Genomic DNA, 21,513 nt, shown 5'->3' with positions numbered 1-21,513 from the left:
GCAAGGGAGTGCCACCGAAATCGGCGACGGATCGGTGTTTCCTTAAGATCGTGGCGGACCCGGGATCAGCGTATTGGTGCGCCGCGCATAGTCCGCATAGCCCGGCCGCGAGGCATGCAGACGTTTTTCCAGTAACGTGACGCCCGACACACGCAGGATCAGCACGATCATCAGGATCGCCGAGGGCACCGCCCACCAGCCCCCGGCGGCCAGCGCGAGCAAGCCGTAGCCCACCCAGACGACGATCTCGCCGAAGTAGTTCGGGTGCCGACTGTAGCGCCATAAACCCTGGTCCATGACCTTGCCCTGCCTTGCAGGATCGCCCCGGAAGCGCGCCATCTGCGCGTCCGCGACCGATTCATACAGCGTGCCCAGCACCCAGACCGACGCGCCCAGCGCCGCCAGCGGCCACCAGATGCTTGCGGCATTCGTCACCGCCAGCATCGGCAGGCCGATTACGGCCACCAGCGCACCCTGCAGCCAGAAGATCGTGACCAGGCTGCGCGCGGCGAAGGCCCGGTCCGACAGCCCCTCGCGCATGTCGGTATAGCGCCCGTCCTCGCCGTGACCCCAGTTGCGCCAGGTAATGAACAGCGACAGCCGCAGACCCCACACCAGCACCGGGATCGCGATCCAGAGGCCCTGCGACGGCCAGCCCGCAAGCCCCCACCAGACCAGCGTCACGACCACGAAGCCCAGGCCCCAGAAACGGTCGACCAGGCTGGCGTCGTGGCGCCATACGCTGCCGGCCCAGACCAGGGTCATCAGGCCCATGCTGGCCAGAAGCCCCCAGAGAAACGCCATCAGTGTCTCCATCGCGATCAGTCTCCCGGCCGTTCGAACAGCACATGGGAGACGAACCACTCGTCGCCGCCGCCGTAGTCGAACAGCTCCGCGCAGGCCATGTAGAAGATCCGCCAGCGCTGGAACCAGAGTGCCGCCTGCTGTGCGCCATAGGCCGTCTCGAACAGGGGCATCAGCGTGTCGCGGGCACGATCCTGGCGGGCCAGCCACCCATTGAGCGTGCGGGCATAGTGCTGCCCACCGACGCGCCACTGGCGGATCACACGCAGGTCCTCCTGAAAGTGCCGCGCGAGGTCGTCCGACGGCATCAGGCCGTCGCGGAAGAAGTACCGCCCCATCCAGTCGTGTTCGCCCTCGGACTCGAACACATAGGCGTGTTCGCGATGGGCGAACACATGCATGAAGAAGCGCCCGCCGGGATTGAGCCACCCGGCAATGCGCCGCAGCAGTTCCGGCCAGTTGCGCATGTGCTCGAACATCTCGATCGAGACCGCCCGGTCAAAGCCCGGCGACGGCGGGGCGAACGTGTTCATGTCCGCGGTCAGGACCTCGAGATTCGCGAGCCCGAGGTCATCGCGGCGGGCCTCGATAAAGGCCCGCTGGGTATTGGAGTTCGAGACGGCCGTAATCTCTGCGCCAGGGTACTGCTCGGCCATCCACAGCGACAGCGACCCCCAGCCGCAGCCCAGTTCCAGCACCCGCTGGCCATCGGCAATCCCGGCGCGCTCGCAGGTCAGGTGCAGCATCGCCTCTTCGGCCGCATCGAGGCTGTCGACGCCCTCCGGCCACCAGGCGCTGGAGTACTTGAGGCGCGGGCCCAGGCAATGCTCGAAGTAAGCGGTGGGGATCTCGTAGTGCTGCTCGTTGGCAATATCGGTGGACAAGGCAACGGGAGAAGCGCGCATGGATTCGATCAGGGCGTAGCGCCGCTCCATGGTCTCCTCGGCCGTGCCGGAGACCTCTGCCAGGCGCTCCGCCAGCAGCAGGCGGATCCCCGCACGCACCAGCATATCCGGCACGCGTCCCTGCTCCGCCCATTTCATCATCTGCTGCATGCCGCATCTCCCCCTGAGTCCCAGATGGACCCCGGGAAATGTGACCGGTTCCCGCGATTCAACGCCTACGCATCGCTGCGACGGTCTCCGTAGCCACCGCCGCCGGGTGTGCGTATCTCGATAGCATCACCTGGCTGTACATGGCGGCGATCGCAGGCGGACATCGGTTCGCGCGTGCCGTCGGCGCGCAGGATCGCATCCTCCCCCGGCGCACCCGGCCCGCCACCGGCGATCCCGAACGGCGGCACCCGGCGACGGTTGGACAACAGCACGACCTCCATCGCCTGGTCGAACCCGAGCCGGCGGATCACTCCATCACCGCCCGGATAATGCCCCTGCCCCCCTGAGCCGCGGCGGTAGGCGAAGCGCTCCACCCGCACCGGGAAGCGGCTCTCCAGCACCTCGGGGTCGGTCAGCCGCGAGTTGGTCATGTGGGTCTGCACCGCGCTGGCCCCGGCGTAACCCGGCCCCGCGCCGGCCCCGCCGGCGATCGTCTCGTAGTACTGGTAGTCGGCATTGCCGAAGGTCAGGTTGTTCATCGTGCCCTGGGCCGCCGCCTGCACCCCCAGCGCCCCGAACAGGGCATCGGTGACCACCTGCGAGGTCTCGACATTGCCGGCCACCACCGCGGCGGGCGGCGCCGGGTTCAGCAGGCCGTCCTCCGGAATGACCAGGTCGACCGGCGTCAGGCAGCCATCGTTCAGCGGGATCGCATCCTCCAGCAGGGTACGCAGTACATACAGCACCGCCGCGCGCACGATGGAGCTCGGCGCGTTGAAGTTGTCTCCGCGTACCGCGCTGGTACCGGTGAAGTCGATGCGCAGGCGCCGGTCGGCGGGATCGGGGGCGACCTGTACCCGCACCTCGGCGCCGTTGTCCATCGCATACGCGAACGTGCCGGCCTCGAGCTGCGGGATCAGCCGTTCCACCGCCTCGGCCGCGTTGTCCAGCACGTGGCCCATATAGGCTGTCACCATGGCCGCGCCGTACTCATCCAGGAGCCGGCCCAGCTCCTCCAGTCCCTTGCGGTTGGCCGCGACCTGGGCCTCGAGATCGGCGAGGTTCTGATCGGGGTTGCGCGTCGGCCACGGCCCCTCGCCCAGCAGCGCGCGCATGCGGTCGCTGTCGAATACCCCGTCGCGCACCAGCCGGGTGGGCGGGATCAGCACGCCCTCCTCCTCAAGGCATGTGGAGAACGCGGGCATGGAGCCCGGGGTAATGCCGCCGACATCGGCGTGATGCCCGCGCGAGGCGACGAAGAACGCGGGGGCACCGGCCGCTGCAGACGGGTCTTCGGTCACCTGTTCACCCCCATCCAGGAACACGGGCGTGACCACGGTGATGTCCGGCAGGTGGGTGCCGCCGTTGTAGGGGTCGTTCAGCACGAAGGCATCGCCCGGGCGCAGGTCGCCGGCGAACGCCTTCACCACCGCGCGCACGCTGGCCCCCATGGAGCCGAGATGAACGGGCATGTGCGGGGCATTGGCGACCAGACGGCCCTCGGTGTCGAACAGTGCACAGGAGGAATCCAGGCGCTCCTTGATGTTCACCGAGTGCGCGGTGTTGCGCAGGGTGAAGCCCATCTGGTCGGCGATCGCCATGAAGCGGTTGTTGAACACCTCCAGCAGGATCGGATCGCGCGGGACGGCCTCAGGGTTTGCTGGCGCCGTACCCGGACGCCGCGCGCTGCCCCGCTCGCGATCCAGCCGCAGGGTCCCGTCCGCCTCGATGCACCCCGCCCAGCCGGGCTCCAGCACCAGCGTCGCGGTCGGCTCGATCACGATGGCCGGACCGGCCAGGGTCATGCCGGGCTGCAGGGACTCGCGCCGGTACAGCGGCACATGGCGGTGTTCGCCGTCGATGACCATCGCGACCGTATCCGCCTCCGGCGCAGGCCCTCGGGTCACCGCTGCCGCCATGCGCTCCGGTGCGGTCTCCCTCGGGGCGGCGATCGCCTCGGCCGTCGCGATCGCCACCACCAGCTCACGATCCGGCGGGGCAAAGCCGTAGCGCGCGCGGTAGGCCTCGGCAAAGGCCGCCATCAACGCCGCGGGCTCGCCCGCCGGCACCTCCAGCGCGGTGTCCGATCCGGCCAGGCGCAGATGCAGCCGCCGCTCGATGCGCATGTCCGCTGGCGCCACGCCCTGATCCGTCAGCGCGGCGCGGGCAGCCGCGACCTGTTCCGCCAGGGCGGACTCGATCGCCCCGGCATGCGGCTCGTCCAGCGGCCACTCCAGGCTGCGTTCGCGCAGGGCGCGCAACTCGCCCAGCCCCATGCCGTAGGCGGACAGCACGCCACCGAGCGGATGAAACAGGATATGCCGCATGCCCAGCTGCTCCGCCACGCGGCAGGCGTGCTGCCCCCCGGCGCCACCGAAACAGACCAGCGCATAACGCGAGACGTCATGCCCGCGCTGCACCGATATGGTCTTGATCGCCTGGGCCATATGCTCCACCGCGATCTGCAGCGCCCCCTCGGCCAGACTCTCCGGGGTCGCGGGTTCCCCGGTCGCGGCCGCCACCGCGGCGGCCAGCTCCGCGAACTGTCGGCGCACCGGCTCCGCATCCAGTGGCCGGTCGCGATCCGGCCCGAACACCGCCGGGAAGTACTCCGGGCGCAGCCGCCCCAGCAGCAGGTTGCAGTCGGTCACGGTCAGCGGCCCGCCCTGGCCGTAGCAGGCAGGTCCGGGCTGGGCGCCGGCGGACTCCGGTCCCACGCGCAGACGGATGCCATCGAAGCGGCAGATCGATCCGCCCCCGGCCGCGACCGTATGGATATCGAGCATGGGCACACGCAGCCGCGCACCGGCCACCTCGCTCTCCTGGCGGCGCTCCAGCGCCCCCGCCAGATGCGCGACATCGGTAGAGGTGCCCCCCATGTCGAAGGTGATCAGGCGTTCGAAGCCGAGCGGACCGGCGGTCTTGAGTGCCCCGACGATCCCCCCGGCCGGCCCCGACAGGATCGCGTCGCGCCCGCGAAACCGGGCCGCGTCCACCAGCCCGCCATGCGACTGCATGAACCGCAGGGGTACACGGCCCAGCTCACCCGCCACCTGTTCGACATAACGGCGCAGCACCGGCGAGAGATAGGCGTCGACCACCGTGGTTTCGCCGCGCGGGATCAGCTTGATCAGCGGGCTGGTCGCGTGGCTGGTCGCGACCTCGGTGAACCCCAGTTCGCGCGCCAGCGAGGCGATCGCCTGCTCGTGCGCCGGGTAGCGATAGCCATGCAGACAGACGATGGCCACGCAGCGGATGCCGTCCGCCAGCGCCGCCTGCAGCCGCGGCCGCAGCGCGTCCAGATCGACCGGGATGAGGACCTCGCCGGCCGCATTCACCCGCTCGCGCACCGGCTCCACCCGCGCGTAGACCGGGGACGGCAGGCGGATCTCGCGGGCGAACAGCTCGGGGCGCGCCTGATGGCCGATCGCCAGCGCATCCTCCAGCCCCTCAGTGATCACCAGGAGTGTGGGCTCCCCCTTGCGCTCGAGCAGGGCGTTGGTGGCCACGGTCGTGCCCATGCGCACCTCGTGTACCACGCCCTCCGGAATGGGTGCTTCGGCCGGGAGCTCCAGCAGATCGCGAATACCCTGCACGGCCGCATCGCGGTAGGCCTCCGGGTTCTCCGACAGCAGTTTGCGGGTGTGCAGGCGCCCCGCCGGATCACGTGCGACCAGGTCGGTGAACGTCCCGCCCCGGTCCACCCAGAAATGCCAGTCTTTCGCCGCTGTGGCTTGAGTCATGTCCACCGCTCTGGTTTGATCGCCCGAACTCGCGCCCCGTGACCCGGTCGCAGGCTCGTAATTCACGGGCCTTAAACAAAGGAATTATCGCGCATGGACCCCATTACCCACGCCAGTCTCGGCGCCGTGATCGGCGGCCTCACCCTCGGCTCCCGCCTGGGGCGCAAGGCCGTGGTACTGGGCGCCGGTGTCGCGCTGCTGCCCGACCTGGACGCGTTCATAGCTTACGGGGACGCGGTATCGGAGTTCATCCACCACCGGGGCTTTACGCACTCCTGGCTGGTGCAGTTGCTGGTGGCCACCGGCGTCGCGGGGCTGCTCGCCAAGGTCCCGGCAACGCGGGAAATCGGCTTTGGCCGCTGGTGGCTGTTCTTCTTCCTGATCTGGGCCACCCACTCGCTGAACGACCTGCTGACCACCTACGGCACCCAGGTACTCTGGCCATTGCCAGTCGGCCCCCTGTCCACGGGCTCGATCTTCGTGATCGACCCGTTCTACACCCTGCCGCTGCTGGTCGCGGCGATCGGCGCGCTGTTCTACCGCTTCGCCCCGCGCCTGCTGGTCGCCGGGCTCGTACTCTCGACCGTCTATGCCGGCTCCGGCCTGGCATTGAAGGCCTGGATCGACCACCGCATCCAGCCCGTGCTGGCGGCGATGGAGCTGGAAGAGCAACCGCGAATGGTCCAGCCGACCCCGTTCAACCTGCTGCTGTGGCGTGTCACCGTGATCAACGGCGACGAGTTCCTGGATGCCTGGGTCGGCATCTTCGACGACCCGATCCGACCCGACTTCGAACGCTTCGAGCGCGGTGACCCGGAACTACGCGAGGCCGCGCTGGCGCTGGAAGACGGGCAGCGCCTGCAGTGGTTCTCCGGCGACTTCCTGCGCTTTCACCGCGCCACGCCTGACGAGGGCCCCGACCGGCTCGTGGTCACCGACATCCGCCTGGGGGTCCCCGGCTTCTTCCCGTTCGGCTTCGAGATCGCGGAGGAGCGCAACGGCGACTGGGAGCCCATCACCTCGCGCCAGGTCGGCGAACTCCCCCGGCGCGACAGCCTCGACGCCCTCGGCGGCATGCTGCAGCGGATTGTCGATCCCGAGGGTGCGCCCTGCATTATGGACCTGGGCGATCCGGCCTACGCGATCACGGAGCCACCCCCGCGCTGCCGCATGGGTGGCCGCACATCGCCTCCCGCCGGGGGCGCACACGACATGCCGTGAGCCAGGACGAAGCCATGACGCCCGGGGTGCCCGGCCCGCCACCGGCCTGCGGGCTGTGCGGCCGGTCGATGGACGACCTGACGCGGCATCACCTGATCCCGCGCAAGCAGCACCGCCGCAAGCGCATCCGGCGCCTGTTCAGTCGGAGCGAGCGCGAACAGCGAATCCTCTGGGTCTGCCGCCCCTGCCACGACCACATCCACAAGCACTTTGACGAGCAGACCCTGGCCGAGCGCCTGAACACCGCGGAGGCACTGCTCGCCGAGCCGGTCGTGCAGGACTTCGTCGTCTGGATCGCGCGCCACCCGCCCGGCTTCAAGCCGCGTAGCTAGGGAGACGCTGACTTAATCGCACGTCCGCGCTCGAGTCGCTTTTGCGTGCGAACAAGGCGCGGTGACTGCCGTGCAGTCATTCTGCACAAAGGAGCCGCAACGCTGTGCGCGCGCAAAAGCGGCCGAGCCCCTGCGTTCAATGGCTTGTGGGGTTGGTGCCCCCTGTTCCCCGATCCTTCGTTGCGCCGCTTGCGGGTAGAACCACTACCCGCTGCGCGACGCGCCTTGTCTCGGAAAACAGGGGGCACCAACGCGGACGTGCGATTAAATCAGCGTCTCCCTAAAGCAGCTGGATCTTAGAGCTCCCGCAGCCCCAGTACGTCCTGCATGTCGTACAGGCCGTGTTCGGCACCAGCCAGCCATACCGCCGCACGCACCGCCCCCGAGGCGAAAATCCCGCGGTTGGAGGCCTTGTGGGTGATCTCGATGCGTTCCCCCTCGCCGGCGAACAGCGCGGTGTGTTCGCCCACGATGTCGCCGGCACGCACGGTCGCGAACCCGATGGTGCGCCGGTCACGCGCCCCGGTCTGGCCCTCGCGGCCGTAGACGGCGTCGTGCTCCAGGTCGCGCCCCAGGACCTCGGCCACCACCCGGCCGAGCTTCAGGGCCGTGCCCGAGGGGGCATCCACCTTGTGCCGGTGGTGCGCCTCGAGGATCTCGACATCCACGCTGTCGCCCAGGGCACGGGCGGCCAGCTCGACCAGCTTGAAGGTCAGGTTCACCCCGACGCTCATGTTCGGCGCATAGACGATGCGCATCGCCCCGGCCGCGTCTCGCAGCCGCTGCTCCTGCGCGGCATCCAGGCCCGTGGTACCGATCACCAGCGCCTTGCCGTGCGTACGGCACAGCTCCAGGTGCTGCATGGTCGCCTCAGGGCTGGTGAAGTCGATCAGGACATCGAAGTCATCGGCCACGGTCGCCAGGTCCTCGACCAGCTGGACCGAGGCCGCCGACCCCACGGAGGTACCGAGACGCTCGCTGCCCGGTCGTTCGCTCGCCGCCCCCAGCGTGCCTCCGGGGTGATCCTCGACGGCCTGCACCAGGTTCTGCCCCATGCGCCCGGCGGCGCCCGCCACTGCCACTCGAATCATTGCCGTGTTTCCTTCGTTTCTGTTCATTCCCAGCCCGCGAAGACTACGGAAGATCCCGGGCATACGCGAGGAAGACCCCGTGGCCACCGGATTCGAACTCCAGCCAGATCAGCGGCAGATCCGGGAAGGCCTCCTCCACCGCGGGCTGGCTGTTGCCGACCTCGACGATCAGCGCGCCGTCCTCGGTCAGATGGCGGCGCGCATCGGCCAGGATGCGGCGCACGATGTCGAGCCCGTCCTCGCCCGCAGCCAGGCCCAATTCGGGTTCGTGGCGGTACTCTTGCGGCAGCTCGGCCATGTCGCGGGCATCAACATAGGGCGGATTGCTCACGATCAGGTCGTAGCGATCCTCCGTCCCCAGCGCATCGAAGACATCGGAGTGCCGCACCTGCACGCGGTCACCGACGCCATGGCGCTCGATGTTGCGCGCTGCGATGGCCAGCGCCGGTTCGGAGACATCGCTCAGATCGACCTGTGCCTGCGGCAGGGCCAGCGCCGTGGCGATACCGATGCAGCCGCCGCCCGTGCACAGATCCAGCACCCGCTCCACCGAATCGGCCTCGATCCACGGTTCGAAACCGACCGCGATCAGCTCCGCCAGGGGCGAGCGCGGCACCAGCACGTGTTCGTCGACAAAGAAAGGCAGCCCGGCAAACCAGGCCTCGCCGGTCAGATAGGCCGCTGGCTTGCGGGTCTCGATGCGCGTGCGCAGCACCGCAATCACCCGCGTGCGTTCGGCCTCGCTCAGGTTCGACGACCACCAGCTCTCGGGCAGATCCAGCGGCAGATGCAGCGTATGCAGCACCAGCCAGGCGGCCTCGTCGAAGGCGTTGTCCGTCCCGTGGCCGAAGCTCAGCCCGGCCGCGCGAAACTGGCTCGCGCCAAAGCGGATGAAGTCGCGCAGCGTGCGCAGTCCTGTGGTGGATTCCATTTGGGCCTTTCCCATTGGCGTGGGGGCAGTCATCATACCGGCTCGCTTTCGTCCCGTGCGCCCGAACCGAGTATTCCAATGAGTGCCCTAGACCCCTGGCTGGCCCGAGCTTCCCACCTGCTGCCGCAGCATGCGCTGTCGCGGGTGGTGCACCGCCTGGCCCGCATCGAGAGCCCGCGCGTTCAGCCACTGCTGCGCTGGTTCGTGCGCCAGTACGGGCTGAACATGGACGAGGCGGCGGAGCCCGACATCGCGGCCTACCCCAGCTTCAATGCCCTGTTCACACGGGCGCTGCGCGAGGACGCCCGCCCCCTGGCGGGTGACGACAACACGGTCGTCAGCCCCGCCGACTCGCGGGTCAGCGCGGCCGGGCGCATCGAGGCCGGCCAGATCTTTCAGGCCAAGGGCCACCACTATACGGTGCGGGAGCTTCTGGGCGGGGAGGAAGACCTTGCCGAACCGTTTCGCCATGGCCATTTCGTAACGCTCTATCTGTCGCCACGGCATTACCACCGGCTGCACATGCCGTTGACCGGCACGCTGACCCACATGCTGCATGTGCCCGGCCGGCTGTTCTCGGTCGCGCCGCGCATCGTGCGCCATGTCCCGCGCCTGTATGCCCGCAACGAGCGCGTGGTGACCTGCTTCGACACGCATTTCGGGCCGATGGCCGTCGCCCTGATCGGGGCCCAGAACGTCGGCTCGATCGAGACGGTATGGGCGGGCGAGGTGACGCCACCGGCCGGACAGCCCTACAGCTGCAGCGAATACCCGGATCGCGAGATCACGCTCGAGCGCGGGGCCGAGATGGGGCGCTTCAACCTCGGCTCGTCGGTGGTGTTGCTGTTGCCGGATCATCCGCTGGAGCTGGGCGCGCACCTGACGCCGGAGACCGAGGTGCAGGTTCGCGGCGCCCTCGGCCGTTTCTACTAGCTGCCCCCCGCCGGCCGGCTCGGCACCGGTCTAACACAGCCGCCTTGGTCGGTTGCCAGCGCCGTTGCGGCTGGCCCTGGTTCGTCCTCAGGAGTTTACGGTGGCTTCGGTCCACCACCTGCCAAGGGCTGTCTCGCCAGCGCGCCGCGAGGTACTTTCTTGCTTGCCCAAGAAAGTACCCAAAGAAGGGCACCCGGATTCCGCCCGGGAACCTTGCTCCAGGGCCCTCGGGCCGGCGGCGCTGAAACTCGCTACGCCTTCCGGCTTCTCTCAGACAGTCAGCGCCCCCGTTTCTATTTTGAATCGTCCGGCCCGAGGACCCTTCCGCAAGGGGCTTCATACGGGGGGAATAAGGTCAAGACAACGGCTGGCCTGACGTTCGTGCCAATGGATGGAGGCAAGGTGTCCCGACATCCTGGGCACGCGCGGCCTGCGGCCCTGGCGTGCCGCGCCCGCCAGCGGGCGCCAGACCCCATCGTAGGATGTGATGAGCGCAGCGAATCGCATCAGGGTTGCCCCGACGTTGGAACGGTGCGTTTCGCTGCGCTCAACGCACCCTACGGCGTACGGAATAGGCAGAAGCGCTGGGAGACCGTCGGTTTTGACTTTCCCTCCCGATATGAGCCCCTTGTGGAGGGCGTGACAGGACGGAGAAAAGGCGCTGACTGTCTGAGCGCAGCGAGTTTCAGCGCCGCCGGCCTGGCGCGGCCGGAGCAAGGTTCCCGGGCGAATCCCGGGCGTGTTTCTTGGGTACTTCTTTGCACGAGCAAAGAAGCCCGTTTTTGATTAACAACGGGCGCGGCGCGCTCGCGAGTGAGCGCTTGGCGGGCGGCGGACCGAAACCACCGTAAACACTGAAAGACGAACCAGGCCCAGCCTGAACGGCGCAGGGCGCGACGAAGCGCGATCAGTCGTGGGCGGCGGCGGGCGGCAGCTGGATGAAGTGTTCGCGGTAGACGCGAAGTTCGTCGATGGAGTCGCGGATGTCCTGCAACGCCTGGTGCGAGGCGTTCTTCTGCAGCTTCGAGAGCACGTCGGGGGCCCAGCGTCGGGCCAGCTCCTTGAGCGTGGAGACGTCCAGGTTACGGTAGTGGAAATAGGCCTCCAGCTCCGGCATCAGGCGCGCCATGAAACGCCGATCCTGACAGATCGAGTTCCCGCACATCGGCGAGGCCCCTTTCGGCACATAGTCGGACAGGAAGTCGATCGTCTCGCGTTCGGCGGCGGCCGCGTCCGTACTGCTGTGGCGGATGCGCTCGATCAGGCCGGAGGCCCCGTGCGTGCGCCGATTCCATTCGTCCATCGCATCCAGCACGTCGGCGGGCTGGTAGATCGCGAGGACCGGGCCCTCCGCCAGGATGTTGAGTTCCTTGTCGGTGACGATGGTGGCCACCTCGATGATTCGGTCGTTCTGGGGATCCAGGCCGGTCATCTCGAGATCGATCCAGATCAGGTTTTCGGCGCTCGCTGCCATGCCCGCTCCTTTCCTGTGCGCTCAAAGTCTATCATCATGGTCCAGGATGACGTTGTCCGTTTTGCTCACCTGCAACGCGGCCAAGGTCTCGGGGGCCATACGGCCCCGCCGGATCCATTCCCCACAAAGGAGGGAATCATGCGACTGATCATCTCAAGCGTTGCGGCCCTGGGCCTCGGTTTTTCGCTGGGCACCGCCCAGGCCGACGACATCCAGAAGGGCAAGAACCTGCATCAGGACAACTGCATCAGCTGTCATGCCGACATGGTCGGTGGCGACGGTACGGACCTGTACACGCGCGACAACCGGATCGTTGGCGACTATGACCACCTGGTCCGGCAGGTGAACAACTGCAACGCACAACTGGGCACCAACTGGTTCGACGACGAGATCGAGGCGGTGGTGGCCTACCTGAACGCGGAGTACTACCAGTTCGATGAGTGACCTGAAGACCAAGCACTGCCAAGCCTGTGAAGGGTTCACCGAGCCGATGTCGCGCGCGGACGCCGAGCGCGGCCTCGGCCAGCTGGACAGCCACTGGGGCATCGACGAGGCCGGCCGCAGCATCCAGCGCGGCTTCAAATTCAAGAACTTTCACGAGACGATGGCGTTCGTGAACGCGGTGGCCTGGATCGCCCATGTCGAGGATCACCACCCGGACATGGCGGTCGGCTACAACCGTTGCTCGGTGCAATTCTCGACGCACGCGGTGGGTGGCCTGACGGAGAACGACTTGATCTGCGCCGCCCGCATCGATGCGCTCTTTGACTAACAGCGTGACCAGCACGGCACCGGCTGGTCCGACCTCTTGAGCCGGGTCGGCCGGGTTCACGCCCGCCACAACCAGATGGCCGACATCGCAGCGCCGGCGAACGCGGTGCCGCGCCGCATTCGGCTGCACCGCCGGGTGAAGGATCTCGCCTGCGGTGATCGCGTGGAGATGGATGCGACCGGCGAGCAGGTTCAGCGGCGCCTGGCCCGGGACAATACCTTGGTGCGCCAGGACGGCTTTGGCCGGCGCAAGGTCATCGCGGCCAACATCGACACCGTCTGGATCGTGATCGCGCCCTCCCCGATGCCGGCGCGGTACTTGATCGACCGTTTCCTGGTTGCGGTATACAACCTCCCCGCACGGCCACGGATCCTGGTGAACAAGCAGGACGCGGGACCCGCCAACACGGGGGACTGGCTGGCCCCTTACGCTCACCTGGACCTTGACCCCCTGCATGTCAGCGCCCGCAGTGGGTACGGGCTGTCCGCCCTCGCCGAGGCCGCCCGGGGGCATACCAACATCCTGATCGGACAGTCCGGGGTGGGCAAATCCTCGCTGATCGCCGCGCTGCTGGAGCGCCACGGCAGCGGTGATATCAAGCTTCCGGAAACGGGAGATCTCGCGGTGTCCGGCGAGGGCCGCCACACGACGGTCACGGCACAGTGGTATTCATTGACAGGGGGTGGCGCCTGGATCGACTCGCCGGGCGTGCGCGACTTTACGCCGGAACTGGAATCCATCGATGCGCTGGTGCGCGGGTTTCCGGATATCGAAGCGCTTGCCGACAATTGCCGATTTCGCAATTGTCGGCACCAGTCCGAACCCGGCTGCGCGGCAAGGGAGGCCGTCGATCAAGGCACCCTGCCCGTGGCACGGCTCGAGGCCTGGACCGCCCTGCTGGGGACGCTGGAGAAACGCTAGGGGAAGGCGACTAGAACGTCAGCCCCATCTCCACGCCGACCACCGACGACGAAGAGTCGCGGGTACTCTCGAAATCGAGGCGATCGGACATCCAGTCGCTTGAGGTGTTCAGCGAGTAGTCGTCGTAATACAGGCTCAGCGACAACTCGGACTGATTCTGCAGGCGCAGGCGACTGTCGAGGCTGAGATACCCCGCGCTGCGACCCAACTCGCGATGACGGCCCCCGTAGCCGAAGCCGAGGGCATCGTCTCCACTCGTCAGTGACTGGCGCACGCCGACACGGAACTGGCTGTCAAAGCGGCCAGACCCGGACGCAAAGGTGGGGCCGAAGCTGAGGTCGGTGAAATAGGCCGTGGATTCAGTCTCCGGGCCCAGGTCCGACCAGCCCGGACGAGTCTCCATACCAACCCCCAGGTTCAAGCCATAACCAAAGCCCGCGCCCAGCTGCTGGTGGTAAGCCCCTTCCACCTCGAACAGGCGGCTGGAGAGGACGCCCATGCCGGTCTCGTCACCCGGAAGGCCACCAGTGGTCTCGGTGCGCAGCGTCAGTTGATAGCGCCAGTCGCGACTCGCCGAGGCGGGTTCCGGATCGGTCATCGGCAGGACGTTGGGCGCGGAGCGGGCAGAGCCACCGATCGGCTCCATGCCCACCGGGTCCACCACGGTCCCGCTCTCGGATTCGTACTCGGCTTCTTCATCGACGCGATCCGGCCCACCAAGCGTCGACTCGGTGCTGGTGGGGGTATACGTCAGGGAATAGCGATCGTCGGCATGCGCCACACTGGTGGCGGCCACTCCGAACAAGACGGCCAGTGCCAGCGCGACCGGCACACGCGCAGGCGCCAGCTGCGGGCTGTTGCCCCGCGCTGCTTGCCTGGCTTCACCGTGATGATTCCGTCGCGTCACGCCGTATCGTCCGTGTTGTGTTGTCTCGATCAGCCCGGGGGCCAGCTCAGCGCGCGACCGCCCAGTACGTGCATGTGTACATGGTAGACCGTTTGCCCGCCGTCTTGGTTGCAGTTCATCACGGTTCGATAACCGTTTTCCGCAAATCCGCGATCGCGTGCAATCTGTGCCGCCACGTGCGCCATGTGCCCAATCACCGGGGCCGTCTCGGCGGTCAGTTCGTTCAGGGTGGCGATGTGCTGTTTCGGGATCACCAGCACATGCGTCGGGGCCTGAGGATTCAGGTCTTCAAAGGCCAGGACCTGGTCGTCCTCGAACACGACCTTCGCCGGGATCTCCCCCGCGACGATCTTGCAAAAGATGCAGTCAGCCATCATGTTCTCCTAAACGACGCGCGGGTTTATATCAGGAAACGGTAATGCATTCAATGCATCCCGAAAACCTGATCCCGATCAGTAATCGCGGCGCCCCGACAAGGCATGCGCCAGGGTCCCCGCATCGATGTACTCGAGCTCGCCCCCGGTCGGCACGCCCTGCGCGATGCGCGTAGCGCGAATGCCGTGGCGCGCCGCCATTTCCGCGAGGTAGTGCGCGGTGACCTCGCCCTCGACCGAGGTATTGGTCGCCAGGATCAGCTCGCGTACGCCCTCTTCCTGCAAGCGCGTCTCCAGCTGATCCAGCCCCAGCTCTTCGGGACCAATGCCATCCAGCGGCGACAACCGCCCGAGCAACACGTGGAAACGGCCGGCAAAGTCGGTCGCCGACTCGATGGCCATCACATCGCCCGGGCTCTCGACCACGCAGATCACGCCCGGGTCGCGCTCGGGATCCGCGCAGCGAGGACATACCTCTGCGGTAGTCAGCGTGCGGCACACTTGGCAGTGCCCGACGCGCTCGACCGCCTGATCGACGGCCCGTGCCAACCGGCGCGCACCGTCGCGGTCGCGCTCCAGCAGGTGCAGCGCCATACGCCGCGCGGACTTGGCACCGACACCCGGCAGGCAGCGCAGCGCCTGCACCAGTTCGTCGAGTTCAGCGTCCATCGCGCGCAGCGCCGGTTCCGACCCAGGGAGACGCGATCAGAACGGCAGCTTCATCCCGGCCGGCAGGCCCATACCTTCGGTCAGGCTGCCCATGCGCTCCTGGGTGGTGGACTCGACCTTCTGCACGGCGTCATTGATGGCCGCGGCCACCAGGTCCTCGATCATGTCGCGGTCGTCCTCCAGCAGGCTGGGGTCGATCTTGACCCGGCGCACCGCGTACTTGCCGGTCATGAGCACACTCACAAGACCGCCGCCTGCCTGGCCCTCGATCTCCATTTCGGCCAGCTCCGCCTGCATCTTCTGCATGTCTTCCTGCATCTTCTGGGCCTGCTTCATCAGGCCACCCATGCCACCTTTCATCATGATTTCGCTCTCCTGCCCTGCGCCTTGCGCAGGGGTTATCGTTCAATCGATTGCGACGCGGACGGCTCGTCACCCGCGCGGTCCTCGCGAATGCGTACCGTGCCCAGTTCGGCCCCGAAGGCCTCGCCCAGGGCCTGCACCACCGGATCCTCGCGCATCGCCGTTTCGGCGCTAGCCTGACGTTCCGCTGCGTCTGCCGCAAGCCGTGCAGCGGGCGTGGCCTGCGAGGGTTGTGTCTGGTCGACAATCTCCAGCCGCACCGAGTGCCCGAGGCGTTTCTCCAGGGCCTCCTTCAGGCGCGTTCGGGTTCGATCCGTATAAAGCGTACCCGGGGCTACGGCGATCACGACGCTTTCGTCATCCAGTTGCTGCAATTCGCCATGCAGCGCGAGTTCGCGCACCGTGCCGGTCGGCAGACCTTCGGCAAAGCGATGCCAGTCAAAGGGCCCGGAATCCGGCTCCGGGGGCATGACAGGCTTGGCATCCCGGGGTGGCGGCGCAGACTCGGCCGGCCCGGTATCCGGGCCGGGATCCGGCTCGCGCACCCGCTCCTGAACCCGCTCGCGCGGCGGCTCCGGGATGGGGGGCGGAGCCGACCGCGCCGTGGTGTCGGGCCGGGCCGTGGCCGAACCCGCACTAGGGCCAGCTTGCGGTGCGGCCGGGGCCCCGCCCTGGCGCTCGACGGGCACGCCCCCTTCGCCGGGCCCTTCCGGCCGAAAGGCCAGCAGACGCAACAGGGTCATCTCCACGCCCATCTGCGCATCCGGCGCCCAGGGCAGATCGCGGGCTCCATGGATCAGGATCTGGTAGGTCAGCTGCAGGGTTTCCGGATCCACCCGAGCTGCGGTCTCGCGCGCCCAGCGTTCGGCGGCATCGTCACCGTCCGCGCCGGCGGCACTGCGAACCAGCTGCTCCACGGCCACGCGATGCACCAGGGCCGCCAGCTCGTCCAGCAGGCGGGACCAGTCAGGCCCCAGCCCCGTAAGCTCCTGCAGACCCTGCATCAAGCCCGGACCATCACCGGAAAACGCCGCGTCCAGCAGGCCGGTCAGGCGGGTTCGCGGCAGCAGGCCCAGCATGTCGCAGGCATCGGACTCGGTCAGGCGATCGCCGCCGTAGGCGATGGCCTGGTCAGTCAGGCTCAGCGCGTCGCGCATGGAACCCTCGGCCGCCTCGCCCAGGCGCAGCAGCGCGCCCGGTTCGGCCTGCAAGCCTTCGGCCTCGAGGATGCGCGTCAGGTGCTCGGCGATCAGCGCCGGCGGCATCGGCTTGAGATTGAACTGCAGGCAGCGCGACAGCACGGTGACCGGCAGCTTCTGCGGATCAGTCGTGGCGAGCAGGAACTTCACGTGATCCGGCGGCTCTTCCAGCGTCTTCAACAGGGCGTTGAAGCTCTTCTCGGAGAGCATGTGCACCTCATCGATCAGGTACACCTTGAAACGCCCCGCCGTCGGGGCATAGGAGACGTTGTCCAGCAGCTCGCGGGTGTCGTCCACGCGGGTACGGGACGCGGCATCGACCTCGATCAGGTCCAGATGCCGGCCCTCGGCGATCTCCACGCAGGAACGGCACTCACCGCAGGGGGTCGGGGTAACACCCGTCTCGCAGTTCAGACAGCGCGCGAGGATGCGGGCGATCGTGGTCTTGCCCACGCCGCGCGTCCCGGCGAACAGGTAGGCATGGTGCAGACGATCCCCGCTCAGGGCATTGGCCAGAGCACGCACCACATGCGGTTGCCCGACCAGGTCCTCGAAACGACCGGGACGCCACTTGCGGGCCAGAACCTGGTGACTCATGCCTCCCCCGTCAGTGCAGTCTTTCGCGAGCCCGCGTGCGGGGCCATCACCGCAGGAGTCGGGGCCGCAGGGAAAAGGGTGGTGGCCCGCACCCGCCACACCCCGGCGCCCGACGCAGCTGCTACCGTTGCTCCCTTCCGGGCCTGGCGGGATTCACAACCTGTCGTCGCGAGGGGACTGATACGGACCACCATAACGCGGTCCTCGAATCGAGGCGAACTCGAATCGGGGTGGCAAGCTTCCGGGTTTGGCCGGGTGACGTCAAGCATACACAATAGCCGAAAACTAATGACACAATAGAAACATAAAACTGGATCAATCGATGGCCAGGCCTTACCTTGAGTCCCGTAGCCGGGAACTACCCCGGCCGAAAAGAAATCTTCATCCCTGACTGACAAGCAAGCGCCATTTAATAAGGAGAGTATTTATGGAACTCGAAAATCGCGAAGGCCAGCGCGTCCCGGAAGTCACCTTCCGCTGCCGCAAGGACAACGACTGGAACGACGTACGCTCGGAAGACCTGTTCAAGGGTCGCAACGTGGTCGTTTTCGCCCTGCCGGGCGCGTTCACCCCGACCTGCTCCTCGGCCCACGTGCCGCGCTACAACGAGCTGGCGCCGGTGCTCAAGAAGCACGGCATCGACGAGATCGTCTGCATCTCGGTCAACGACGGCTTCGTGATGGAGGCCTGGCAGGCTGACCAGCAGGCCGACCGCGTGACCTTCATCGCCGACGGCAACGGCGAGTTCACCGAGCAGATGGGCATGCTGGTCGACAAGAGCGACCTCGGCTTCGGCCACCGCTCCTGGCGCTACTCCATGCTGGTGCGTGACGGTGTGATCGAGAAGCAGTTCATCGAGCCGGACGAGCCGGGCGACCCCTTCGTGGTCTCCGACGCCGACACGATGCTCGCCCACGTCGCCCCGGATGCGGCCTGCCCCGAAGACGTGGTCGTCTTCACCAAGCCGGGCTGCCCGTACTGCTCCAGCGCCAAGGAGATGCTTGAGAACGCCGGTCTCGACTATGAAGAGATCGTGCTGGGCCGCGACGCCAGCCTGCGCAGCCTGCGCGCCGCCACCGGCGCGATGACCGTCCCGCAGGTGTTCGTGGGCGGCCACCGCATCGGCGGCTCGGAAGATCTGCAGGAGTGGATCTCCCGCGAGAAGAAGGCGGCATAAGTCGTCTCTGCCCCTCGGGGCGGGTTCTGTCCCGCCCCGGGTGGTCACCCGGAACATGGGTGGCCATCCGTGTCCGGATGCCCGCACAGACGGACGTCCGGACACGGATGGCAGACCCTGACGCCCGCGCGAAACGCGGTCGTTATGTACCATTTTCACCGAACCCTTCGAGGAACCGACATGGAACACTACGACATCATCGTGATTGGCGGCGGCAGCGGCGGCTTGGCCGTGGCGGAACGCGCCGCCCCGCACGGCGCGCGCGTCGCCGTGTTCGACCCGAAACCGCTCGGCGGTACCTGTGTGAACGAAGGCTGCGTGCCGAAAAAGCTCACCTGGTATGCCGCCGAGCATGCTGCGCAGGCCCGTCAGGCGCACGAGTTCGGTGTCGATGTCGAGATCAAGGGCATCCGCTACACCGATCTGGCGAACCAGCGCCAGGCCATGCTGAAAGGCCTGAACCAGTTCTGGGCCGGGCACCTGGAGAAGCTGGGCGTGACCCACATCCCGGAACGCGCTCGCCTGACCGACAGGAACAAGGTGATCAGCGACAGCGGCACCGAATACATCGCCGAGCGGATCGTGCTGGCGATGGGCGGTGCCCCGATCGTGCCGCCGCTGGAAGGGGCCGAACTGGGCGCGACCTCCGACGACTTCTTCGAGTGGACCGAACTGCCGGAATCCATCGCCGTGATCGGCGCCGGTTACATCGGCCTGGAGATGGCCGGCATGCTGCGCTCCATGGGCGTGAAGACCAACGTGGTTGCGATGGAGGACCGCGTGCTGGAGATGTTCGACCCGATGGTCTCGCAGGCGCTTGATCAACACATGGAGTACCAGGGCATCGACCGCCACCTGGGCGTGAAGGTCGCCGGCCTGGGCGGCAAGCCCGGCGCCGTGACCGTCCAGCTCGAGGGCGGCCAGGAACTGGGCCCGTACGAGAAAGTGCTATGGGCCGTTGGCCGCAAGCCGGCCACCGCTGACATGGGGCTGGAAGACGCCGGTGTCAAACTGGCCCGCAATGGCACCGTCCCGGTGGATGAGTGGCAGGCGACCAGCGTCGACGGCATCTATGCCCTGGGCGACATCATAGGCAAGGGTCCGCTGACCCCGGTTGCCATCGCGGCCGGTCGCCGACTGGCAGATCACTGGTATGCCCCGGAGACGAACCCTGTGCCCGTGGACTACGACCAGATCCCGACGGTCACCTTTACCCACCCGACCGCCGGCATGGTCGGGCTGACCGAGCCGCAGGCCGTGGAGCGCTTCGGTGATTCAGTGCGCATCTACGAGACCCAGTTCGGCGGCCTGGACCGCGCCTTCGCCAAGGGCGAGGTGCCGCCCGTCGCGATGAAGCTGGTCTGCGCCGAAGAGAATGAAAAAGTCGTCGGCATCCACATGATCGGTGCCCATGTAGACGAGATGCTGCAGGGCTTTGCCGTGGCCGTGCGCATGGGCGCCACCAAACGCGACCTGGACCTGACCATTCCGCTGCACCCCACCAGCGCCGAGGAACTGGTGACCCTCAAGGAGGCCCGTCCGGGTCGCCAGCAGGGCCTGGCCAAGGCCAAGGCCGCTTGACAGGCAGCTGGTCGCAAACGGCAAAACGCCGCCCCTGTGCAAAGCGCCGGGGCGGCGTGCCTGTGTTGCCCAGGGCCATGGCGAAACGACCCGGCAAGCCGGATCGGCTTGCTCGCCGATACCCGTCAGGCTTGTATAGCGTCCTTCACTCCCCTAGAAGCGCCAGCCCAGCGACGCGGTAAAGGCGTCCATCTTGTAGTCGCTGTCGAAGTCATAGCGCTCGTATTCCGCGCGAATCATGAACGCGTTCAGATTGACCTGCATGCCGACACCATAGACCGGATCGAAACCATCCTGACTGCGCAGCGTACGGCCCTCGTCTCCCAGGTTGCCGCGCACGTCCGCATCCCACTTGGCCGCGCCGACCTTCGCGAAGGCCTCTACATAGGGGCCAATCGGCAACTTCCCGAGCACACTGGCACCGTAGGCCGTCGAGCGGACGCTCGAATGGGCACCTTCCTGGTCGCCCCGCAGGTGCACCTCGCCCAGATCGGTATAGAAGCCCTCGACCGCGAGATAGCGATTGAAGTTGTAACCGACAAAGCCGCGCCAGACATTGTCGTCATCGTCGATGCTGTAGTCCGACGTCCCGGACCCAATAAAATCCGCGACCTCGTCGCTGTCATTCTTCAATGAACTGAACCCCGTACCCAGACCCATATACAGGCCTGTGGTGCGGTCGCGCTCCTGCGTCGTACGGTCACGGTCCTGCTGTGCAAGCGCACTCTGGGAACCAAACAGGACGAGCGCCGATACTGCAACCCCGGCAGCCAGATAACGTTTCATCTTCATCTCCTTCTCATTTGCTAATCGTGCTTGAGGACGGCAAAGGAACGGAGATGATTCTTGATTCAATCCAGGCCACATGGAAGGCGCAATGGTTGAACCGATTCATAATTACACCGATATCTACATGCCCCGGTCATCAATCATTGACAAAGCGCACACCCACTTTGACTCAGGTTAAGGCGAAAGTCAGGGATCAATCTAAAACGACCCATAAAAACAAAAAGGCTGGGGCGCGGATGACCACCCGCTCGTGGCCACCCGCGCCCCAGCCTTCTGGTTCAAACGACTACGGACTAATCGAAACGAATAGGGTTTCCGTCCCGGTGCTCGTCATAGTACTCGTCTTCGTATTGCTCCTCGTTTTCTTCTTCCTCACGCTGGATTTCGTCTTCGCCCTCACGCTGATCTTCGATCCAGCCGCGTGCCTCATCGCCCGATTCTTCAACGGCATCCACGGCGTCTTCTACCGTTTCTTCGAACGTTTCACCGGCATCATCCGCCGTATCCGAATCGGAACAGGCCGACAAAAACAGCAGGCCTGCCGCAGCCAGTCCCATCGCCACCCAACGAACAGCCGGGG

The 21,513-nt window shown here is 66.8% G+C and carries 21 protein-coding genes and 1 other RNA gene; 8 read left to right on the top strand and 14 right to left on the bottom strand.

The features are described 5' to 3' along the window. Positions 1 to 42 precede the first annotated feature (42 nt). The 3 genes from C936_RS0106005 to C936_RS0105995 all read right to left on the bottom strand — a co-directional run bounded on the left by C936_RS0106005 (position 43) and on the right by C936_RS0105995 (position 5,602). Positions 43 to 816: a DUF1295 domain-containing protein gene (locus tag C936_RS0106005; protein ID WP_018175497.1), complete on the bottom strand. Its 774-nt coding sequence runs from the start codon at positions 814 to 816 to the stop codon at positions 43 to 45. A gap of 5 nt (positions 817 to 821) precedes the next feature. Then, positions 822 to 1,859: a cyclopropane-fatty-acyl-phospholipid synthase family protein gene (locus tag C936_RS0106000; RefSeq protein WP_018649316.1), complete on the bottom strand. Its 1,038-nt coding sequence runs from the start codon at positions 1,857 to 1,859 to the stop codon at positions 822 to 824. A 65-nt stretch (positions 1,860 to 1,924) separates the two neighbouring features. Beyond that, positions 1,925 to 5,602, bottom strand: coding sequence for a hydantoinase B/oxoprolinase family protein (locus C936_RS0105995; protein WP_018649315.1), 3,678 nt, complete (start codon positions 5,600 to 5,602; stop codon positions 1,925 to 1,927). 93 nt (positions 5,603 to 5,695) lie between these two features. Here C936_RS0105995 and C936_RS0105990 point away from each other — a divergent pair, with 93 nt between their 5' ends. Beyond that, positions 5,696 to 6,823 carry a metal-dependent hydrolase gene (locus tag C936_RS0105990; protein ID WP_018175494.1) on the top strand — a complete coding sequence of 376 codons (1,128 nt, stop codon included), beginning with the start codon at positions 5,696 to 5,698 and terminating at the stop codon, positions 6,821 to 6,823. A gap of 14 nt (positions 6,824 to 6,837) precedes the next feature. Continuing rightward, positions 6,838 to 7,155: a hypothetical protein gene (locus C936_RS0105985; protein ID WP_018175493.1), complete on the top strand. Its 318-nt coding sequence runs from the start codon at positions 6,838 to 6,840 to the stop codon at positions 7,153 to 7,155. 296 nt (positions 7,156 to 7,451) lie between these two features. Here C936_RS0105985 and dapB read toward each other — a convergent pair whose 3' ends face one another. Then, positions 7,452 to 8,246, bottom strand: coding sequence for a 4-hydroxy-tetrahydrodipicolinate reductase (dapB, locus tag C936_RS0105980; RefSeq protein WP_018175492.1), 795 nt, complete (start codon positions 8,244 to 8,246; stop codon positions 7,452 to 7,454). A gap of 43 nt (positions 8,247 to 8,289) precedes the next feature. Then, positions 8,290 to 9,177, bottom strand: coding sequence for a 50S ribosomal protein L3 N(5)-glutamine methyltransferase (gene prmB, locus C936_RS0105975; protein ID WP_018175491.1), 888 nt, complete (start codon positions 9,175 to 9,177; stop codon positions 8,290 to 8,292). A gap of 78 nt (positions 9,178 to 9,255) precedes the next feature. Here prmB and asd point away from each other — a divergent pair, with 78 nt between their 5' ends. Beyond that, complete coding sequence (gene asd, locus C936_RS0105970) at positions 9,256 to 10,110, top strand: archaetidylserine decarboxylase (protein WP_018175490.1); 855 nt, start codon at positions 9,256 to 9,258, stop codon at positions 10,108 to 10,110. Between the two features lie 907 nt (positions 10,111 to 11,017). Here asd and orn read toward each other — a convergent pair. Next, positions 11,018 to 11,584 carry an oligoribonuclease gene (gene orn / locus C936_RS0105965; RefSeq protein ID WP_018138496.1) on the bottom strand — a complete coding sequence of 189 codons (567 nt, stop codon included), beginning with the start codon at positions 11,582 to 11,584 and terminating at the stop codon, positions 11,018 to 11,020. Positions 11,585 to 11,722: 138 nt separating this feature from the next. Here orn and C936_RS0105960 point away from each other — a divergent pair, with 138 nt between their 5' ends. From C936_RS0105960 to rsgA, 3 genes are all read left to right on the top strand, one after another. Beyond that, positions 11,723 to 12,028, top strand: a complete 306-nt coding sequence (locus C936_RS0105960; RefSeq protein ID WP_018175489.1) for a cytochrome c — start codon at positions 11,723 to 11,725, stop codon at positions 12,026 to 12,028. Next, positions 12,021 to 12,356, top strand: a complete 336-nt coding sequence (locus tag C936_RS0105955; RefSeq protein WP_018138494.1) for a 4a-hydroxytetrahydrobiopterin dehydratase — start codon at positions 12,021 to 12,023, stop codon at positions 12,354 to 12,356. The genes C936_RS0105960 and C936_RS0105955 overlap by 8 nt, the downstream gene beginning before the upstream one ends. Positions 12,357 to 12,431: 75 nt before the next feature. Then, a complete protein-coding gene (gene rsgA, locus C936_RS0105950) occupies positions 12,432 to 13,277 on the top strand; it encodes a ribosome small subunit-dependent GTPase A (protein ID WP_018138493.1) in 846 nt (281 codons plus the stop codon). Positions 13,278 to 13,287: 10 nt separating this feature from the next. Here the strand turns inward: rsgA and C936_RS0105945 are convergent, their stop codons facing one another. From C936_RS0105945 to ffs, 6 genes are all read right to left on the bottom strand, one after another. Next, positions 13,288 to 14,109, bottom strand: a complete 822-nt coding sequence (locus C936_RS0105945; protein ID WP_018175488.1) for a hypothetical protein — start codon at positions 14,107 to 14,109, stop codon at positions 13,288 to 13,290. 104 nt (positions 14,110 to 14,213) lie between these two features. Next, positions 14,214 to 14,558 (bottom strand): histidine triad nucleotide-binding protein, encoded by a 345-nt coding sequence (locus C936_RS0105940; RefSeq protein WP_012983218.1) that lies wholly within the window; start codon positions 14,556 to 14,558, stop codon positions 14,214 to 14,216. Between the two features lie 78 nt (positions 14,559 to 14,636). Then, complete coding sequence (gene recR, locus C936_RS0105935; RefSeq protein WP_018138491.1) at positions 14,637 to 15,227, bottom strand: recombination mediator RecR; 591 nt, start codon at positions 15,225 to 15,227, stop codon at positions 14,637 to 14,639. Between the two features lie 36 nt (positions 15,228 to 15,263). Next, positions 15,264 to 15,590, bottom strand: a complete 327-nt coding sequence (locus C936_RS0105930) for a YbaB/EbfC family nucleoid-associated protein (protein ID WP_018138490.1) — start codon at positions 15,588 to 15,590, stop codon at positions 15,264 to 15,266. Between the two features lie 35 nt (positions 15,591 to 15,625). Further along, positions 15,626 to 17,386 (bottom strand): DNA polymerase III subunit gamma/tau, encoded by a 1,761-nt coding sequence (gene dnaX, locus C936_RS0105925; RefSeq protein ID WP_018649314.1) that lies wholly within the window; start codon positions 17,384 to 17,386, stop codon positions 15,626 to 15,628. An 86-nt stretch (positions 17,387 to 17,472) separates the two neighbouring features. Beyond that, positions 17,473 to 17,569, bottom strand: an RNA gene (gene ffs / locus C936_RS14555) — signal recognition particle sRNA small type. 244 nt (positions 17,570 to 17,813) lie between these two features. On the opposite strand from ffs, the gene C936_RS0105920 reads away from it, so the two are divergent. Continuing rightward, entirely contained in the window at positions 17,814 to 18,563 is a 750-nt protein-coding gene (locus C936_RS0105920) for a glutathione peroxidase (RefSeq protein ID WP_018175486.1), read from the top strand. 180 nt (positions 18,564 to 18,743) lie between these two features. After that, positions 18,744 to 20,144 (top strand): glutathione-disulfide reductase, encoded by a 1,401-nt coding sequence (gene gorA / locus C936_RS0105915; protein WP_018649313.1) that lies wholly within the window; start codon positions 18,744 to 18,746, stop codon positions 20,142 to 20,144. A 153-nt stretch (positions 20,145 to 20,297) separates the two neighbouring features. Here gorA and C936_RS0105910 read toward each other — a convergent pair whose 3' ends face one another. Together C936_RS0105910 and C936_RS0105905 are read right to left on the bottom strand one after the other, a co-directional pair. Beyond that, complete coding sequence (locus C936_RS0105910) at positions 20,298 to 20,930, bottom strand: porin family protein (RefSeq protein WP_018862919.1); 633 nt, start codon at positions 20,928 to 20,930, stop codon at positions 20,298 to 20,300. Positions 20,931 to 21,226: 296 nt separating this feature from the next. Beyond that, on the bottom strand, positions 21,227 to 21,490 hold the full coding sequence (locus C936_RS0105905) for a hypothetical protein (protein ID WP_018138485.1): 264 nt from the start codon (positions 21,488 to 21,490) through the stop codon (positions 21,227 to 21,229). Positions 21,491 to 21,513: the final 23 nt, after the last annotated feature.

This window comes from Thioalkalivibrio sp. ALJ4, assembly GCF_000377225.1.
Classification (GTDB): Bacteria; Pseudomonadota; Gammaproteobacteria; order Ectothiorhodospirales; family Ectothiorhodospiraceae; genus Thioalkalivibrio.
The sequence above is the reverse complement of the archived record's forward strand: the minus strand, read 5'-3'. Positions and strand labels throughout refer to the sequence as shown.

Coding starts and splice junctions, on each gene's coding strand:
- C936_RS0106005 (WP_018175497.1), bottom strand. CDS start 816: ATGGAGACACTGATGGCGTTTCTCTGGGGGCTTCTGGCCAGCATGGGC.
- C936_RS0106000 (WP_018649316.1), bottom strand. CDS start 1,859: ATGCAGCAGATGATGAAATGGGCGGAGCAGGGACGCGTGCCGGATATG.
- C936_RS0105995 (WP_018649315.1), bottom strand. CDS start 5,602: ATGACTCAAGCCACAGCGGCGAAAGACTGGCATTTCTGGGTGGACCGG.
- C936_RS0105990 (WP_018175494.1), top strand. CDS start 5,696: ATGGACCCCATTACCCACGCCAGTCTCGGCGCCGTGATCGGCGGCCTC.
- C936_RS0105985 (WP_018175493.1), top strand. CDS start 6,838: ATGACGCCCGGGGTGCCCGGCCCGCCACCGGCCTGCGGGCTGTGCGGC.
- dapB (WP_018175492.1), bottom strand. CDS start 8,246: ATGATTCGAGTGGCAGTGGCGGGCGCCGCCGGGCGCATGGGGCAGAAC.
- prmB (WP_018175491.1), bottom strand. CDS start 9,177: ATGGAATCCACCACAGGACTGCGCACGCTGCGCGACTTCATCCGCTTT.
- asd (WP_018175490.1), top strand. CDS start 9,256: ATGAGTGCCCTAGACCCCTGGCTGGCCCGAGCTTCCCACCTGCTGCCG.
- orn (WP_018138496.1), bottom strand. CDS start 11,584: ATGGCAGCGAGCGCCGAAAACCTGATCTGGATCGATCTCGAGATGACC.
- C936_RS0105960 (WP_018175489.1), top strand. CDS start 11,723: ATGCGACTGATCATCTCAAGCGTTGCGGCCCTGGGCCTCGGTTTTTCG.
- C936_RS0105955 (WP_018138494.1), top strand. CDS start 12,021: ATGAGTGACCTGAAGACCAAGCACTGCCAAGCCTGTGAAGGGTTCACC.
- rsgA (WP_018138493.1), top strand. CDS start 12,432: ATGGCCGACATCGCAGCGCCGGCGAACGCGGTGCCGCGCCGCATTCGG.
- C936_RS0105940 (WP_012983218.1), bottom strand. CDS start 14,558: ATGGCTGACTGCATCTTTTGCAAGATCGTCGCGGGGGAGATCCCGGCG.
- recR (WP_018138491.1), bottom strand. CDS start 15,227: ATGGACGCTGAACTCGACGAACTGGTGCAGGCGCTGCGCTGCCTGCCG.
- C936_RS0105930 (WP_018138490.1), bottom strand. CDS start 15,590: ATGATGAAAGGTGGCATGGGTGGCCTGATGAAGCAGGCCCAGAAGATG.
- dnaX (WP_018649314.1), bottom strand. CDS start 17,386: ATGAGTCACCAGGTTCTGGCCCGCAAGTGGCGTCCCGGTCGTTTCGAG.
- C936_RS0105920 (WP_018175486.1), top strand. CDS start 17,814: ATGGAACTCGAAAATCGCGAAGGCCAGCGCGTCCCGGAAGTCACCTTC.
- gorA (WP_018649313.1), top strand. CDS start 18,744: ATGGAACACTACGACATCATCGTGATTGGCGGCGGCAGCGGCGGCTTG.
- C936_RS0105910 (WP_018862919.1), bottom strand. CDS start 20,930: ATGAAACGTTATCTGGCTGCCGGGGTTGCAGTATCGGCGCTCGTCCTG.
- C936_RS0105905 (WP_018138485.1), bottom strand. CDS start 21,490: ATGGGACTGGCTGCGGCAGGCCTGCTGTTTTTGTCGGCCTGTTCCGAT.